This window comes from Klebsiella pneumoniae subsp. pneumoniae HS11286 (genome assembly GCF_000240185.1).
GTDB classification, from domain to species: domain Bacteria; phylum Pseudomonadota; class Gammaproteobacteria; order Enterobacterales; family Enterobacteriaceae; genus Klebsiella; species Klebsiella pneumoniae.
Map to the genome: position 1 here is coordinate 4,744,061 of NC_016845.1, position 14,072 is coordinate 4,758,132.

The 14,072-nt window shown below is 55.6% G+C and carries 17 protein-coding genes; 5 read left to right on the forward strand and 12 right to left on the reverse strand.

The genetic code is table 11. The annotated features are described in order from the left end of the window. Positions 1 to 54: 54 nt before the first annotated feature. Both KPHS_47270 and KPHS_47280 read right to left on the reverse strand, forming a co-directional pair. Complete coding sequence (locus KPHS_47270) at positions 55 to 1,989, reverse strand: ATP-dependent metallopeptidase HflB (RefSeq protein YP_005229027.1); 1,935 nt, start codon at positions 1,987 to 1,989, stop codon at positions 55 to 57. A gap of 99 nt (positions 1,990 to 2,088) precedes the next feature. Then, the gene (locus KPHS_47280) at positions 2,089 to 2,718 is read right to left on the reverse strand and encodes a 23S rRNA methyltransferase J (protein YP_005229028.1); all 630 of its coding nucleotides are present in this window, start codon (positions 2,716 to 2,718) and stop codon (positions 2,089 to 2,091) included. 84 nt (positions 2,719 to 2,802) lie between these two features. Here KPHS_47280 and KPHS_47290 point away from each other — a divergent pair, with 84 nt between their 5' ends. Then, positions 2,803 to 3,135, forward strand: coding sequence for a ribosome assembly RNA-binding protein YhbY (locus KPHS_47290; RefSeq protein ID YP_005229029.1), 333 nt, complete (start codon positions 2,803 to 2,805; stop codon positions 3,133 to 3,135). Between the two features lie 152 nt (positions 3,136 to 3,287). Here the strand turns inward: KPHS_47290 and KPHS_47300 are convergent, their stop codons facing one another. Next, positions 3,288 to 3,764, reverse strand: coding sequence for a transcription elongation factor GreA (locus tag KPHS_47300; RefSeq protein YP_005229030.1), 477 nt, complete (start codon positions 3,762 to 3,764; stop codon positions 3,288 to 3,290). A 262-nt stretch (positions 3,765 to 4,026) separates the two neighbouring features. On the opposite strand from KPHS_47300, the gene KPHS_47310 reads away from it, so the two are divergent. Continuing rightward, the gene (locus KPHS_47310; RefSeq protein YP_005229031.1) at positions 4,027 to 5,433 is read left to right on the forward strand and encodes a D-alanyl-D-alanine carboxypeptidase; all 1,407 of its coding nucleotides are present in this window, start codon (positions 4,027 to 4,029) and stop codon (positions 5,431 to 5,433) included. Positions 5,434 to 5,484: 51 nt separating this feature from the next. Here the strand turns inward: KPHS_47310 and KPHS_47320 are convergent, their stop codons facing one another. From KPHS_47320 to KPHS_47340, 3 genes are all read right to left on the reverse strand, one after another. Next, positions 5,485 to 6,663, reverse strand: a complete 1,179-nt coding sequence (locus KPHS_47320; protein YP_005229032.1) for a GTPase ObgE — start codon at positions 6,661 to 6,663, stop codon at positions 5,485 to 5,487. A gap of 15 nt (positions 6,664 to 6,678) precedes the next feature. Next, on the reverse strand, positions 6,679 to 7,644 hold the full coding sequence (locus KPHS_47330) for a DMT family transporter (protein ID YP_005229033.1): 966 nt from the start codon (positions 7,642 to 7,644) through the stop codon (positions 6,679 to 6,681). Between the two features lie 93 nt (positions 7,645 to 7,737). Next, entirely contained in the window at positions 7,738 to 7,995 is a 258-nt protein-coding gene (locus tag KPHS_47340; protein ID YP_005229034.1) for a 50S ribosomal protein L27, read from the reverse strand. A 65-nt stretch (positions 7,996 to 8,060) separates the two neighbouring features. On the opposite strand from KPHS_47340, the gene KPHS_47350 reads away from it, so the two are divergent. From KPHS_47350 to KPHS_47370, 3 genes are all read left to right on the forward strand, one after another. Further along, on the forward strand, positions 8,061 to 8,378 hold the full coding sequence (locus tag KPHS_47350; RefSeq protein ID YP_005229035.1) for a hypothetical protein: 318 nt from the start codon (positions 8,061 to 8,063) through the stop codon (positions 8,376 to 8,378). Positions 8,379 to 8,587: 209 nt separating this feature from the next. Beyond that, a complete protein-coding gene (locus KPHS_47360) occupies positions 8,588 to 9,559 on the forward strand; it encodes an octaprenyl-diphosphate synthase (RefSeq protein ID YP_005229036.1) in 972 nt (323 codons plus the stop codon). 197 nt (positions 9,560 to 9,756) lie between these two features. After that, positions 9,757 to 10,029, forward strand: coding sequence for a maltose metabolism regulator (locus tag KPHS_47370; RefSeq protein YP_005229037.1), 273 nt, complete (start codon positions 9,757 to 9,759; stop codon positions 10,027 to 10,029). 55 nt (positions 10,030 to 10,084) lie between these two features. On the opposite strand, the gene KPHS_47380 is transcribed toward KPHS_47370, so the two are convergent. The 6 genes from KPHS_47380 to KPHS_47430 form a co-directional block, all read right to left on the reverse strand. Then, positions 10,085 to 11,344: a UDP-N-acetylglucosamine 1-carboxyvinyltransferase gene (locus KPHS_47380; protein ID YP_005229038.1), complete on the reverse strand. Its 1,260-nt coding sequence runs from the start codon at positions 11,342 to 11,344 to the stop codon at positions 10,085 to 10,087. 53 nt (positions 11,345 to 11,397) lie between these two features. Continuing rightward, entirely contained in the window at positions 11,398 to 11,652 is a 255-nt protein-coding gene (locus KPHS_47390) for a BolA family transcriptional regulator (protein ID YP_005229039.1), read from the reverse strand. A 136-nt stretch (positions 11,653 to 11,788) separates the two neighbouring features. Next, positions 11,789 to 12,079, reverse strand: coding sequence for a lipid asymmetry maintenance protein MlaB (locus KPHS_47400; RefSeq protein YP_005229040.1), 291 nt, complete (start codon positions 12,077 to 12,079; stop codon positions 11,789 to 11,791). Then, positions 12,079 to 12,714, reverse strand: coding sequence for a toluene tolerance protein Ttg2D (locus tag KPHS_47410; protein ID YP_005229041.1), 636 nt, complete (start codon positions 12,712 to 12,714; stop codon positions 12,079 to 12,081). Before KPHS_47410 ends, KPHS_47400 begins: the two co-directional genes overlap by 1 nt. An 18-nt stretch (positions 12,715 to 12,732) precedes the next feature. Beyond that, on the reverse strand, positions 12,733 to 13,284 hold the full coding sequence (locus KPHS_47420; protein ID YP_005229042.1) for an ABC transporter substrate-binding protein: 552 nt from the start codon (positions 13,282 to 13,284) through the stop codon (positions 12,733 to 12,735). 4 nt (positions 13,285 to 13,288) lie between these two features. Then, positions 13,289 to 14,071, reverse strand: a complete 783-nt coding sequence (locus tag KPHS_47430) for an ABC transporter membrane protein (protein YP_005229043.1) — start codon at positions 14,069 to 14,071, stop codon at positions 13,289 to 13,291. Between the last annotated feature and the right edge of the window lies 1 nt (position 14,072).

A 14,072-nucleotide genomic window follows, 5' to 3' on the forward strand; every position in this document is an offset into this window, starting at 1 on the left:
CCCCGGAGCGGACGCCCGGGGTTTTAAGGTTAAACAAGCATCAACAGCGGTAGCTTACTTGTCGCCCAGCTGCTCTGACATGGTGTTGCCCGGGTTCGGCGTACGCGGTTCATCAACCGGACGCGGCGCACGAGGCGTGCCATTGTTGTCAGAGTTGTTAGAAGAACCTGGTTCTTCCCAACCCGCTGGCGGACGAACTTCGCGACGAGCCATCAGGTCGTCAATCTGCGGCGCATCGATGGTCTCATACTTCATGAGCGCATCTTTCATCGCGTGCAGAATGTCCATGTTGTCGTTCAGCAGCTGGCGAGCACGACCGTAGTTACGCTCAATCAGCGATTTCACTTCCTGGTCGATGATACGCGCGGTTTCATCGGACATATGCTTCGCTTTCGCGACGCTACGGCCGAGGAAGACTTCACCCTCTTCTTCCGCATACAGCAGCGGACCGAGTTTGTCGGAGAAGCCCCACTGGGTCACCATGTTACGCGCCAGGTTCGTCGCCACTTTAATATCGTTGGACGCACCGGTAGAAACATGTTCCGGACCGTAGATAATCTCTTCCGCCAGACGACCGCCGTACAGGGTGGAGATCTGGCTTTCCAGTTTCTGACGGCTGGCGCTGATTGCATCGCCTTCCGGCAGGAAGAAGGTCACACCCAGCGCACGACCGCGCGGGATAATCGTCACTTTGTGCACCGGATCGTGCTCCGGCACCAGGCGACCAATAATCGCGTGGCCCGCTTCATGATAAGCAGTAGACTCTTTCTGCGCTTCCGTCATCACCATGGAGCGACGTTCCGCACCCATCATGATTTTGTCTTTCGCTTTCTCGAACTCAACCATCGACACAACGCGTTTGTTACCGCGGGCAGCAAACAGCGCCGCTTCGTTGACCAGGTTGGCCAGATCCGCACCGGAGAAGCCCGGGGTACCGCGCGCAATGATTGCCGCATCGATATCCGGCGCCAGCGGAACGCGACGCATATGCACTTTCAGGATCTGCTCACGACCGCGAACATCCGGCAGGCCAACCACCACCTGGCGGTCAAAACGGCCCGGACGCAACAGCGCGGGGTCAAGAACGTCCGGACGGTTAGTCGCCGCGATAACGATGATACCTTCGTTACCTTCGAAGCCGTCCATCTCAACCAGCATCTGGTTCAGGGTCTGCTCACGTTCATCGTGACCACCGCCCAGGCCTGCGCCACGCTGGCGGCCGACGGCGTCGATTTCATCGATGAAGATGATGCAAGGCGCGGCTTTCTTAGCCTGTTCGAACATGTCACGCACACGAGAAGCGCCCACACCGACGAACATTTCGACGAAGTCAGAACCGGAAATGGTAAAGAACGGTACCTTCGCTTCACCAGCGATCGCTTTCGCCAGCAGCGTTTTACCGGTACCCGGAGGGCCGACCATCAGGACGCCTTTCGGGATTTTACCGCCCAGTTTCTGGAAGCGGCTCGGCTCACGCAGGTATTCTACCAGCTCGCCGACTTCCTCTTTCGCTTCGTCACACCCGGCAACGTCTGCAAAAGTGGTTTTGATCTGGTCTTCCGTCAACATACGGGCTTTGCTTTTGCCGAAGGACATCGCGCCCTTCCCGCCGCCGCCCTGCATTTGCCGCATAAAGAAGATCCAGACGCCGATCAGCAGCAGCATTGGGAACCAGGAGATGAAGATGGAAGCCAGCAGGCTCGGCTCTTCTGGTGGTTCGCCAACAACTTTGACGTTTTTAGTCAACAGGTTATCGAGCAGCTTCGGATCGTTAACCGGAATGTAAGTCGTGTAACGGTTACTATCTTTCTTGGTAACGTTGATCTCACGTCCGTTGATACGCGCTTCGCGAACCTGGTCCTGATTGACCTCTTGCAGGAAGGTAGAATAATCCACCTTGCGGCCATTCGACTCGCTGGGCCCAAAGCTCTGGAATACTGACATCAGCACAACGGCAATGACCAGCCAGAGTATTAGGTTTTTCGCCATGTCACTCAAGGGATTAACCTCTTATTACAACTGTGTTAAAAACAGCGTCAGGATACTCTATATCCAGTTTCTTTCAAACTTTCGTTTGAAATCTGCCGGTTATGGTTTACGCCCGGTCGCTACAATATACACTTCACGCGAACGAGCGCGGGAAGAGTCCGGCTTACGAACTTTGACCTTCGTAAACAGGGAGCGAATTTCTCGAAGATACTCATCGAAGCCTTCGCCCTGGAACACCTTCACTACAAAACTACCACCTGGCGCTAATACATCACGAGACATTTCAAGCGCCAGTTCTACCAGATACATAGCCCGGGGAATATCCACCGCCGGTGTTCCGCACATATTCGGCGCCATATCGGACATGACAACTTGGACTTTACTGTCGCCCACTCGCTCAAGTAACGCTTTCAGGACTAATTCATCACGAAAATCGCCCTGAAGGAAGTCCACACCAACGATTGGATCCATTGGTAAAAGATCGCAAGCGATGATGCGGCCGCTGTTGCCGATCTGCGTGACCGCATACTGCGACCAGCCACCGGGAGCAGCACCGAGGTCGACTACCGTCATCCCCGGCTTAAAAATTTTGTCACTTTGCTGTATTTCATCAAGTTTAAACCAGGCACGGGAACGTAACCCCTTTTTCTGTGCCTGTTGAACATATTTATCGCTAAAGTGTTCCTGAAGCCAGCGGCTTGAGCTGGCAGAACGCTTTTTACCTGTCATTTAACATTCCCGTTCGGGTTCATCGTACTTTACTGCGTAAAAATCGACGCGGTAGTTTGGCGATATATGGGAGATGGCGGTAGAATGACCCGTTTTCAATCCCAACGTAAGCAAAAAAATACGATGAATCTGAGTACTAAACAAAAACAGCACCTGAAAGGTCTGGCACATCCGCTCAAGCCGGTAGTTATGCTTGGCAACAATGGTTTGACCGAAGGGGTACTGGCCGAGATCGAACAAGCGTTAGGGCACCATGAACTCATCAAGGTGAAGATCGCCTCAGAAGATCGCGAAACAAAAGCCTTGATCGTGGAAGCCATCGTACGCGAAACCGGCGCCTGTAACGTACAGGTCATCGGTAAAACGCTGGTTCTGTACCGCCCAACACCAGAGCGTAAAATCTCGCTGCCACGCTAAGAATATCCTGAATCTCGACACAACTTTGTGTAAAACGAGGGATTTCTGCGGCCAGGCGAGCAAAATGCCATGCTCCTGACGTTGATAAAAGGCCGCTATGCGGCCTTTTTCCTTTCTTTACAATCTATAAACATCGTAGCGGGAAATACGCCTTACAGGTATTCAACCTTGGTAATTTCGTATTCCACTTCCCCACCCGGGGTACGGATAGTCACGACGTCATCCTGCTCTTTGCCGATCAGACCGCGGGCGATCGGCGAGTTCACGGAGATCAGATTCTGCTTAAAATCAGCTTCGTCATCGCCCACGATGCGGTAGGTCTGTTCCTCGTCGGTATCGAGGTTCAGCACGCTGACGGTAGAACCAAAAATCACCCGGCCGTTGTTCGGCATTTTGGTGATATCGATAACCTGCGCATTAGACAGCTTCGCTTCGATATCCTTGATACGCCCTTCGCAGAAACCCTGCTGCTCACGCGCGGCGTGATACTCGGCATTCTCTTTCAGATCGCCGTGTTCACGGGCCTCAGCAATAGCGGCAATGATTTCAGGACGACGCACAGACTTCAGATAATCCAGTTCTTCGCGCAGTTTTTCAGCGCCACGTAAGGTCATCGGAATCGCTTGCATTAGTTATACCTCTTTATCATTCCTTCAGGGAACGGATAGCTCCGCTCCGCCACCTGTCCTGCCCACGGGCAGGACACGAGCAAAAAGAAACCGACCCGGGAAACACTCCCCAGGTCAGCAGCAATTTTTCATTTGATGGGTATTTTACCCCGAAGTTCATTATGGGTCATCGTTTACTTTACTGGGCGTTGCACCGTAGTATGACGGCCTGGCTTCAGGTTGTTAGCGCGAGATTATGCGATTTCCCAGATTTATCATCGGATTGACCGCCGGTATAGCGCTTAGCGCTCAGGCGGCGAATATTGACGAGTACATCAACCAGCTTCCCGCCGGTGCGAACCTTGCCTTTATGGCGCAAAAGGTCGGCGCATCGACGCCGGAAATCGACTATCACAGCCAGCAAATGGCGCTCCCGGCCAGTACGCAAAAGGTCATCACCGCGCTGGCGGCACTGCTGCAACTGGGGCCCGATTTTCGCTTTACCACCACGCTGGAAACCAAAGGTTCCCTTGACGGCGGCGTGCTGAAAGGCGACCTGATTGCGCGCTTCGGCGGCGATCCGACGCTTAAACGGCAGGATATTCGCAATATGGTGGCGACGCTGAAAAAAGCCGGCGTGCAGCGTATCGAAGGCAATGTGCTCATCGATACCTCGGTCTTCGCCAGCCATGACAAAGCGCCCGGCTGGCCGTGGAACGACCTGACGCAGTGCTTCAGCGCCCCGCCGGCGGCGGCGATTGTCGACCGTAACTGCTTCTCTGTCTCGCTGTATAGCGCGCAGAAACCGGGCGATGTCGCCTTCATTCGCGTTGCATCCTATTATCCGGTCACCATGTTCAGCCAGGTGCGAACGCTAGCGCGTGGCTCATCGGAAGCCCAGTATTGCGAGCTCGACGTGGTGCCGGGCGATCTCAATCGCTATACTCTCACCGGCTGCCTGCCGCAGCGTAGCGAGCCGCTGCCTCTGGCCTTCGCCATTCAGGATGGCGCCAGCTATGCCGGAGCGATCCTCAAAGCGGAGCTGGCCCAGGCGGGAATCACCTACAGCGGCACGCTGCTCCGCCAGACGCTGGCCAATGAGCCCGGCACCGTGCTGGCAACCAGCCAGTCGGCTCCGCTGCACGATCTGCTGCGGATCATGCTGAAGAAGTCAGACAACATGATTGCCGACACCGTCTTTCGCACCATCGGCCACGCCCGGTTCGGCGTACCTGGCACCTGGCGGGCGGGCTCCGATGCCGTACGGCAGATCCTGCGTCAACAGGCTGGGGTCGATCTCGGCAACACTATCATCGCCGACGGCTCTGGCCTGTCGCGCCACAACCTGATCGCCCCGGCGACCATGATGCAGGTGCTGCAGTATATCGCCCAGCACGATACCGAGCTCAACTTCATCTCCATGCTGCCGCTGGCGGGCCATGACGGATCGCTGCAGTATCGCGCCGGTCTTCATCAGGCGGGCGTCGATGGTAAAGTTTCGGCGAAAACCGGGTCGCTCCAGGGGGTTTATAACCTCGCAGGCTTCATCACTACCGCCAGCGGACAAAAGATGGCCTTCGTGCAATATCTCTCCGGATACGCCGTGGAGCCAGCTGATCAGCGCAATCGCCGCATCCCACTGGTCCGCTTTGAAAGCCGCTTGTATAAAGATTTGTACCAGAACAATTAAAACAAAAGGGCCGCATCAGATGCGGCCCTTTTTGATCCAGAGAAGTCAGGATTAGCGTTTGTAGATGAATTCGACGCCTTCTTCGTCGTCCTCATCCCAGTCGTCATCCCAGTCTTCGTCATCTTCTGCTTCGGCTTCGGCCTCTTCAAGCTGCTGACGGTGATAGTCGTCCCACATAAACTCGACTTTCTCCGGCTTCTGCTCTTCTTCCGCCTGCACGATCGGGTTTTCGATGATGAAGGTCATCACGTCCCAGCATAGCTCTTTCACGCCCTGCTGGCTGGCCGCGGAGATCAGGTAGAATTTCTCTTCCCAACCCAGCGCTTCGGCAATCGCTTTGGCTTTGGCTTCGGCTTCGGCCTTGTCCATCAGGTCAATCTTGTTGAAAACTAACCAGCGTGGTTTGGAGGCTAGCTTCTCGCTGTATTTCTCCAGCTCGCCGATGATAATGCGCGCATTCTCAACCGGATCGGAGCCGTCGATCGGATCGATATCGATGAGGTGCAGCAGTACGCGGCAGCGCTCGAGGTGCTTGAGGAAGCGGATACCGAGGCCTGCCCCTTCCGCTGCGCCTTCAATCAGCCCCGGGATATCGGCAACTACGAAGCTCTTTTCATTGTCCATACGCACCACGCCCAGGCTTGGCACCAGGGTGGTAAACGGATAGTCAGCCACTTTCGGCTTGGCGGCGGAGACCGCACGGATGAAGGTGGATTTGCCGGCGTTCGGCATGCCCAGCATCCCGACATCGGCCAACAGCATCAGCTCCAGCTGCAGGTCGCGTTTATCACCCGGGGTACCCATGGTTTTCTGACGCGGCGTACGGTTAACGGACGATTTGAAACGGGTGTTGCCCAAACCGTGCCAGCCGCCTTTCGCCACCATCAGACGCTGACCGTGTTTGGTCATATCGCCCATGGTCTCGCCGGTGCCCTGATCGATAACCCGGGTGCCGACCGGCACTTTTACCGTCACGTCTTTACCGCGCTTACCGGTACAGTCGCGGCTTTGACCATTCTGCCCACGTTCGGCGCGGAACGATTTTTCAAAACGGTAGTCGATCAGGGTGTTCAGGTTCTCGTCCGCTTCCAGCCAGACATCGCCGCCATCACCGCCATCGCCGCCGTCCGGACCGCCTTTCGGAATATACTTTTCGCGGCGGAAGCTTACGCAACCATTGCCGCCGTCACCTGCTACGACCAGGATCGTTGCTTCATCTACAAACTTCATTTTACTCTCCGTAAATCATTCGCCTGAGCGGGGCAGCGGTACTACCGCCTCTCGCTTACGCCAACGTCCCCAAAGACGATGACCGATGGCGGAATACATCGCGCCCGCAACCACGACAAACGCACCGAGATAACCAATCAGGTTTAACATCGGTCTGGCGAAAACATCGGGCCAGGCCATTGATAATAAATCAGAAAACAGTAGCGTAAACAGTGGCGTCAAGGTGATTAACGCGCTGACCTGCGCCGCCTGCCAGCGCGCCATGGCTTCCGCCAGCGCCCCGTAGCCGACCAGGGTATTCAGCCCGCAAAAAATCAGGCATGCCAATTGCCAACTGCTTAACCGGGAAATCACTCCGGGCTCAGCAAGCGGCAGTAATGCAATCGTACACAAAGTGTACAGCAAAAATAGTATCTGCTGTGATGCCAGACGGCGCAATAACACCTTTTGCGCGACGCCGTAGCTTACCCACACCGTAGCGGCAGCAACGCCGAAAATTACCCCCCACGTGTAGTCCGTCAGGCGGGTAAAGATTTCAATCAGACTGGTATTGAAGAACATCACCAGCCCGCAGAGCAGCATCAACGCGCCCACCACCTGGGTGCCGCGCATGCGCTCTTTCAGAATTACGACGCTAGCCACCATCATCCCCACCGGCGATAGCTGGCCGATGACCTGAGAAGCCGTGGGGCTGAGGTATTGCAGGGAAGAACTAAACAGGATGAAGTTACCGAACAGACCGCCGGTGGCAATCGCTAATAACACCAGCCAGCGCGGCTTGCGAAAAATTCGCATCGGCGGCAGTTTGCCTTTGATCGCGAGGATCGCGCCAAGCCCAATGCTGGCCATCAGGAAGCGATAAAAGACCACCGTAGGCGGCGCCATCACCTCGAGAACCTGTTTCATTGCAATCGGCAACGCTCCCCAACACATTGCGGTGGTAAGCGCCAGAATAATGCCAATCCCAGCCTGCTGCTTCATGCCTGTTTCCCTGCAAAAATTTTCCGGTAGACGAATGTAAAAAGCCCCGCAACGTGTTGCGGGGCTTTCATCCGTTACCGGGACGCGAAAAACTTATTCAGCAACGATGCTGATGAATTTACGGTTTTTCGGGCCTTTAACTTCGAACTTGACTTTACCGTCAGTCAAAGCGAACAGAGTGTGGTCACGGCCGCAACCAACGTTGGTACCAGCGTGGAATTTAGTACCACGTTGACGAACGATGATGCTACCTGCCAGAACTGCTTCACCGCCGAAACGTTTTACGCCCAGACGTTTAGCTTCTGAATCGCGACCGTTACGAGTCGAGCCGCCAGCCTTTTTATGTGCCATTTAAATCTACTCCTCAGGTCTTAGGCGCTGATGCCAGTGATTTTCACATCAGTGAACCACTGACGATGGCCCTGCTGCTTACGATAGTGTTTACGACGACGAAACTTAACGATTTTAACTTTCTCGCCACGACCGTGAGCAACAACTTCAGCTTTGATTACGCCGCCCTCAACGAAAGGAACGCCGATCTTGATTTCTTCACCGTTTGCGATCATCAGCACTTCAGCGAATTCAACAGCTTCGCCAGTTGCGATGTCCAGCTTTTCCAGGCGAACGGTCTGACCTTCGCTTACTCGGTGTTGTTTACCACCACTTTGGAAAACCGCGTACATATAAAACTCCGCTTCCGCGCACCTCTTTATGTGATTCAGAGTGCGCTATAAATATTCACAATAGGGCGCGAATATTACGCAAAACGCGAGCCTTTGACAAGAGCGATTAGCGATCAATGCAGAAAAAAAACACAACTTTCACGACAACGTTTATCTACGGCAATTTTTCAGTACAATCATATCTTCTTTTAATTCTGTCTTAATCCTTCTGTGATCCCACCTGGATTCATGGTAACAGGACATTTGGCCCGGCTTTTGCGATGAATTTAGAAAAAATCAATGAGTTAACCGCGCAAGATATGGCGGGTGTCAATGCGACGATTCTTGAGCAACTCAACTCCGATGTTCAGCTTATCAATCAGTTAGGCTATTACATCGTCAGCGGCGGCGGCAAACGCATTCGCCCGATGATTGCTGTGCTCGCCGCACGCGCGGTGGGCTATCAGGGGAGCGCGCATGTCACCATTGCCGCGCTGATTGAATTTATTCATACCGCCACCCTGCTGCATGACGACGTCGTCGATGAGTCTGATATGCGTCGCGGCAAAGCCACGGCCAATGCGGCGTTTGGCAATGCCGCCAGCGTGCTGGTCGGCGATTTTATCTATACCCGCGCCTTTCAGATGATGACCCAGCTGGGCTCGCTGAAGATCCTTGAGGTCATGTCGGAAGCGGTGAACGTCATTGCCGAAGGCGAAGTGCTGCAGCTGATGAACGTCAATGACCCGGATATCACCGAAGAGAACTACATGCGCGTTATCTACAGTAAGACGGCGCGCCTGTTTGAAGCTGCCTCGCAGTGTGCGGGACTGCTGGCCGACTGCACTGCGGAAGAAGAGCGCGCGTTGCAGGATTATGGCCGCTATCTCGGCACCGCTTTCCAGCTAATCGACGATTTACTCGATTATAGCTCTGACGGCGAGCGGCTCGGTAAAAACGTCGGTGACGACCTGAACGAAGGTAAACCCACGCTACCGCTGCTGCACGCCATGCACCATGGCACACCCGATCAATCAGCGATGATCCGCGGTGCGATCGAGCAAGGCAACGGCCGCCATCTACTGGATGCTGTGCTGGAAACGATGGCGACCTGCGGTTCGCTGGAATGGACGCAGAAGCGTGCCGAAGACGAAGCTGACAAAGCCATTGCCGCGCTGCAGATCCTCCCGGACACGCCCTGGCGCGAAGCCTTGATTGGGCTGGCGCATATTGCAGTCCAGCGCGATCATTAATCCCCCCTCCTTTCCCGCGCGACGCGCGGGAAAGTTCCAGTAAAATGCCATTTCTCTCCCTAAACTTCCGAATATCTTGATAGATTCTGAATATTCCGGCGCTTTAACAGAACTTGTTAGAACCCTACATAGTACGCGGGTATAGTGTCTCTATCGCCCATGTGGGACGATCTGGACCTTTAACACCAGGAGAATTTATGGATAAGTTCATCGACTGGCATCCCGCAGATATTGTTGCGGGATTACGTAAACGGGGAACATCGCTGGCGGCAGAGTCGCGACGGCACGGACTAAGTTCTTCAACGCTGGCGAACGCCCTGACCCGCCCCTGGCCGAAAGGCGAATTGATTATCGCCACAGCGCTGGAAACGCAGCCGTGGGTCATCTGGCCGTCACGCTACCACGACCCGGTGACTCATGAGTTTATCGACAGAACGCAGATGATGCGTCAGAAGAAGATCGACAAGTGATGTGATTGCTCGACAGCGCCCCGGAACAACGTCCCGGGGCGCTGTCAGGACGCGGTTACTCGCCCTTCACGCGTTGAATATTGGCGCCCAGGGCCTGCAGTTTATCTTCGATACGCTCATAGCCGCGATCGATATGATAGATGCGATCGACGATGGTGGTCCCTTCAGCGATACAGCCGGCCAGCACCAGGCTCGCCGACGCGCGCAAATCGGTCGCCATCACCTGCGCGCCAGAAAGCTGCTTAACGCCGTGACAGATAGCGGTATTGCTCTCGATCTCCGCGTGCGCGCCCATACGGATCAGCTCCGGAATGTGCATGAAGCGGTTTTCAAAGATCGTTTCGGTGATCACGCCGGTCCCTTCCGCTACCAGGTTAAGCAGCGTGAACTGGGCCTGCATATCGGTCGGGAAGCCCGGGTGCGGCGCGGTACGCACGTTGACCGCTTTCGGACGGTTGCCGTGCATATCGAGGCTGATCCAGTCTTCGCCCGTTTCGATGTCAGCCCCGGCGTCGCGCAGCTTCGCCAGTACGGCATCCAGGGTATCCGGCTGCGCGTTACGGCAGAGGATCTTGCCGCCGGAAATCGCCGCGGCCACCAGGAAAGTCCCGGTTTCAATACGGTCAGGCAGCACACGGTAGACGCCGCCGCCCAGGCGCTGCACGCCTTCGATGGTAATGCGATCGCTACCCTGGCCTGTGATTTTTGCGCCCAGCGCGTTCAGGAAGTTGGCGGTATCGACAATCTCCGGCTCGCGAGCGGCGTTTTCAATAATCGTCGTTCCCTCCGCAAGCGTCGCTGCGCTCATGATGGTTACGGTGGCGCCGACGCTCACCTTATCCATCACAATATGCGCGCCTTTCAGGCGACCGCTGACCGAGGCTTTGACATAACCTTCTTCCAGTTTGATCTCGGCGCCTAGCTGCTCCAGACCACTAATATGCAGATCGACCGGACGCGCGCCGATAGCGCAGCCGCCAGGCAGAGAAACTTGACCCTGACCGAAACGCGCCACCAACGGGCCCAGCGCCCAGATAGAGGCGCGCATGGTTTTCACCAGATCGTACGGAGCACAGAATACATCGACCGGGCCGGCGTCAATCCATACCGAACCATTGCGCTCGACCTTCGCGCCCAGCTGGCTCAGCAGCTTCATGGTGGTATCGATGTCTTTCAGCTTAGGTACGTTTTGGATCTCTACCGGCTCTTCGGCAAGCAGCGCGGAAAAGAGGATTGGCAGGGCGGCGTTTTTTGCCCCGGAGATGGTGACTTCACCCTGAAGGCGAGTCGGCCCCTGAACACGGAATTTATCCATTGATTCTGTTCTCTATTAAAAATTCACATACGCTGCAGGGGATCCCCCACAGCTTAGAAGCCATTGAGTTTGCGGTCTCGCGCCCACTCCTGCGGAGTAAAGGCCTTGATCGACAGCGCATGGATGCGGTTGTCGGCAATATATTCCATCAGCGGCGCGTAGATGCTCTGCTGCTTTTTCACCCGACTCATGCCATCGAACATCTCACCCACAGCAATAACCTGAAAGTGGCTGCCATCGCCAGAGACGTGGACTTCCTGGAGGGGGAGTGCGTTCATCAGCACGGTCTGAATTTCATGATTTTCCATGGGCTCAAATTTATCTGATAGTGAAAACAGCCCAACATCTTAGAGGAAAGTGGCGCGGTCTTAAACAAGCAAAAAGCCCCGGCGAAAAGATTGCCAGGGCTTTCGGAATAGCTTCAGTGCTAAGGCACTGAAAAGATTATGAGATCAGATCGGCAGGCAGGTTGTAAAGACCGATCAGCGTTTGCAGGTTTTCGCTCTTGCCGACCAGCTGCGCTTCCCGGCCCTGACGGCGAATCAGCGCCACAAAATGCACTAACAGCGCCAGGCCCGCAGTGTCCACGCGCGTGGTCTGACTGAGATCGATGATCGCCGTTCCCGCCGTCGCCTGGGCGCGCGCCTCCCAGAGCGGGACCAGCAGATCCTGATCCAGCTCCCCGTGCAGCGCCAGCGTCTCGCCCTCGCTAGTCCAGCTCAGCTGCCCGCTCATTATTTTTTCTGTTCCAGGGTGATCGGCTGCGCAGAGATCGCTTTCAGCTGCGCGGTCAGGCCATCAACGCCCTTGGTGCGCAGCAGATCGCTCCACTCATTCTGTTTGGTGGTGATCATGCTCACCCCTTCCGCGATCATATCGTAGGCCTGCCAGTTGCCGGTCTGGGTATTTTTACGCCACTGGAAGTCAAGACGTACCGGCGGACGACCGTTCGGGTCGATGATAGTGACGCGGATCGGAACGATGGTTGCGCTGCCCAGCGGCTGCTCCGGAGCAATCTGGTAAGTCTGCCCATGGTACATCGCCAGCGCCTGACCGTAGGCCTGCTTCAGGTATTCACGGAAGGCGGCAAAATAGGCCTCACGCTGCGCAGGGGTCGCTTCTTTGTAATAGCGGCCCAGCACCAGCGCGCCGGCATATTTCACCTGTACATACGGCAATAACTCCTGGTCGACGATGTCGCGCAGATAGTTAGGATTAGCTTTAATCTTCGGCTGTTCATTCTTCAGGCGATCGAAGGTTTTCTGCGCCGCTTCATTCATCAGCTTATACGGATTGGACTGATCTGCGGCCTGGACGGCGGTCAGCGGGGCAATCACCAGCATGGCGACCATGAGTAAGCGTTTAAACATATCGTATTTCTCCTGAAATTAATGCGTCGTGCCGGCTGCCGGCGTCGCGTCAGTATGACCTTCTGCCTCGGCCTTATCATTGCCAGAATTCTGATTGTCGCCGCCCTTACTGTTATAAAGGAACTGACCAATCAGATCTTCCAGCACCATGGCGGACTTGGTGTCCTGGATAGTGCCGCCGTCTTTAAGGATAGTCGTCCCGAGGTCCGGGTCTTCAAAACCGACGTTCAGCGCCAGGTACTGCTCGCCCAGCAGGCCAGAGGTGCGGATCGCCAACGAACTGGTATCCGGGATATGGTTGTAGCGCTCATCGATATCGAGCTCCACGCGTGGCAGATAGGTTTTCGGATCGAGCGTAATGTCCGCTACCCGCCCCACTACCACGCCGCCGATGCGCACCGGCGAGCGCGCCTTCAGGCCGCCGATGTTATCGAAAGTCGCATAAAGGCGATAAGTCGGCTCGGTGCGTAGCGAGGTGACGTTCGCCGCCTTCAGGCAGACAAACAGCGCCGCCAGCAGCGCCACCAGTAAGAACACCCCTACCCAGATTTCAGTTTTTTTCGTTTGCATGAACTCAATTCCCAAACATCAGCGCAGTCAGCACAAAATCCAGCCCCAGAACCGCCAGCGACGCATGCACCACGGTACGCGTTGTCGCCCGGCTAATCCCGGCGGAAGTGGGGATAGCGTCATAACCATTAAATAACGCAATCCAGGTTACCGTAATAGCGAACACCAGACTCTTAATCAGGCAGTTCACCAGATCCATTCGCCAGTCGACGGCATTTTGCATCGCGGTCCAGAAAAAACCACCGTCAATGCCTTTCCAGCTCACCCCCACCAGCGCACCGCCCCAGATCCCTACCGCGACGAAGATAATCGTCAGCAGCGGCAGCGAAATGACACCGGCCCAGAAGCGTGGGGAAATGACGCGACGCAGCGGATCCACCGCCATCATCTCCATACTGGAGAGCTGTTCCGTGGCCCGCATCAGGCCAATCTCGGCGGTCAGCGCCGACCCGGCGCGGCCGGCAAACAGCAGCGCGGCGACCACCGGCCCCAGCTCACGCAGCAGCGACAGCGCCACCAGCATGCCAAGACTGGTCTCTGCGCTGTAGGTGGTTAACACCAGATACCCCTGCAGCCCGAGCACCATACCGATAAACAAGCCCGATACAATGATAATCAGCATCGACAGGACGCCGACGTTATAGAGTTGACGAACCAGCAGCGGCGCGTGCTTGCGAAACTCTGGTTTGCCGACAACGGCGTTGAAAAGCATTAATCCGGCGCGTCCAAACGTCGCGGTGGTTTTAATACCGCGATGACCTAGCGCGGCCAGCGCATTAAACAGCATG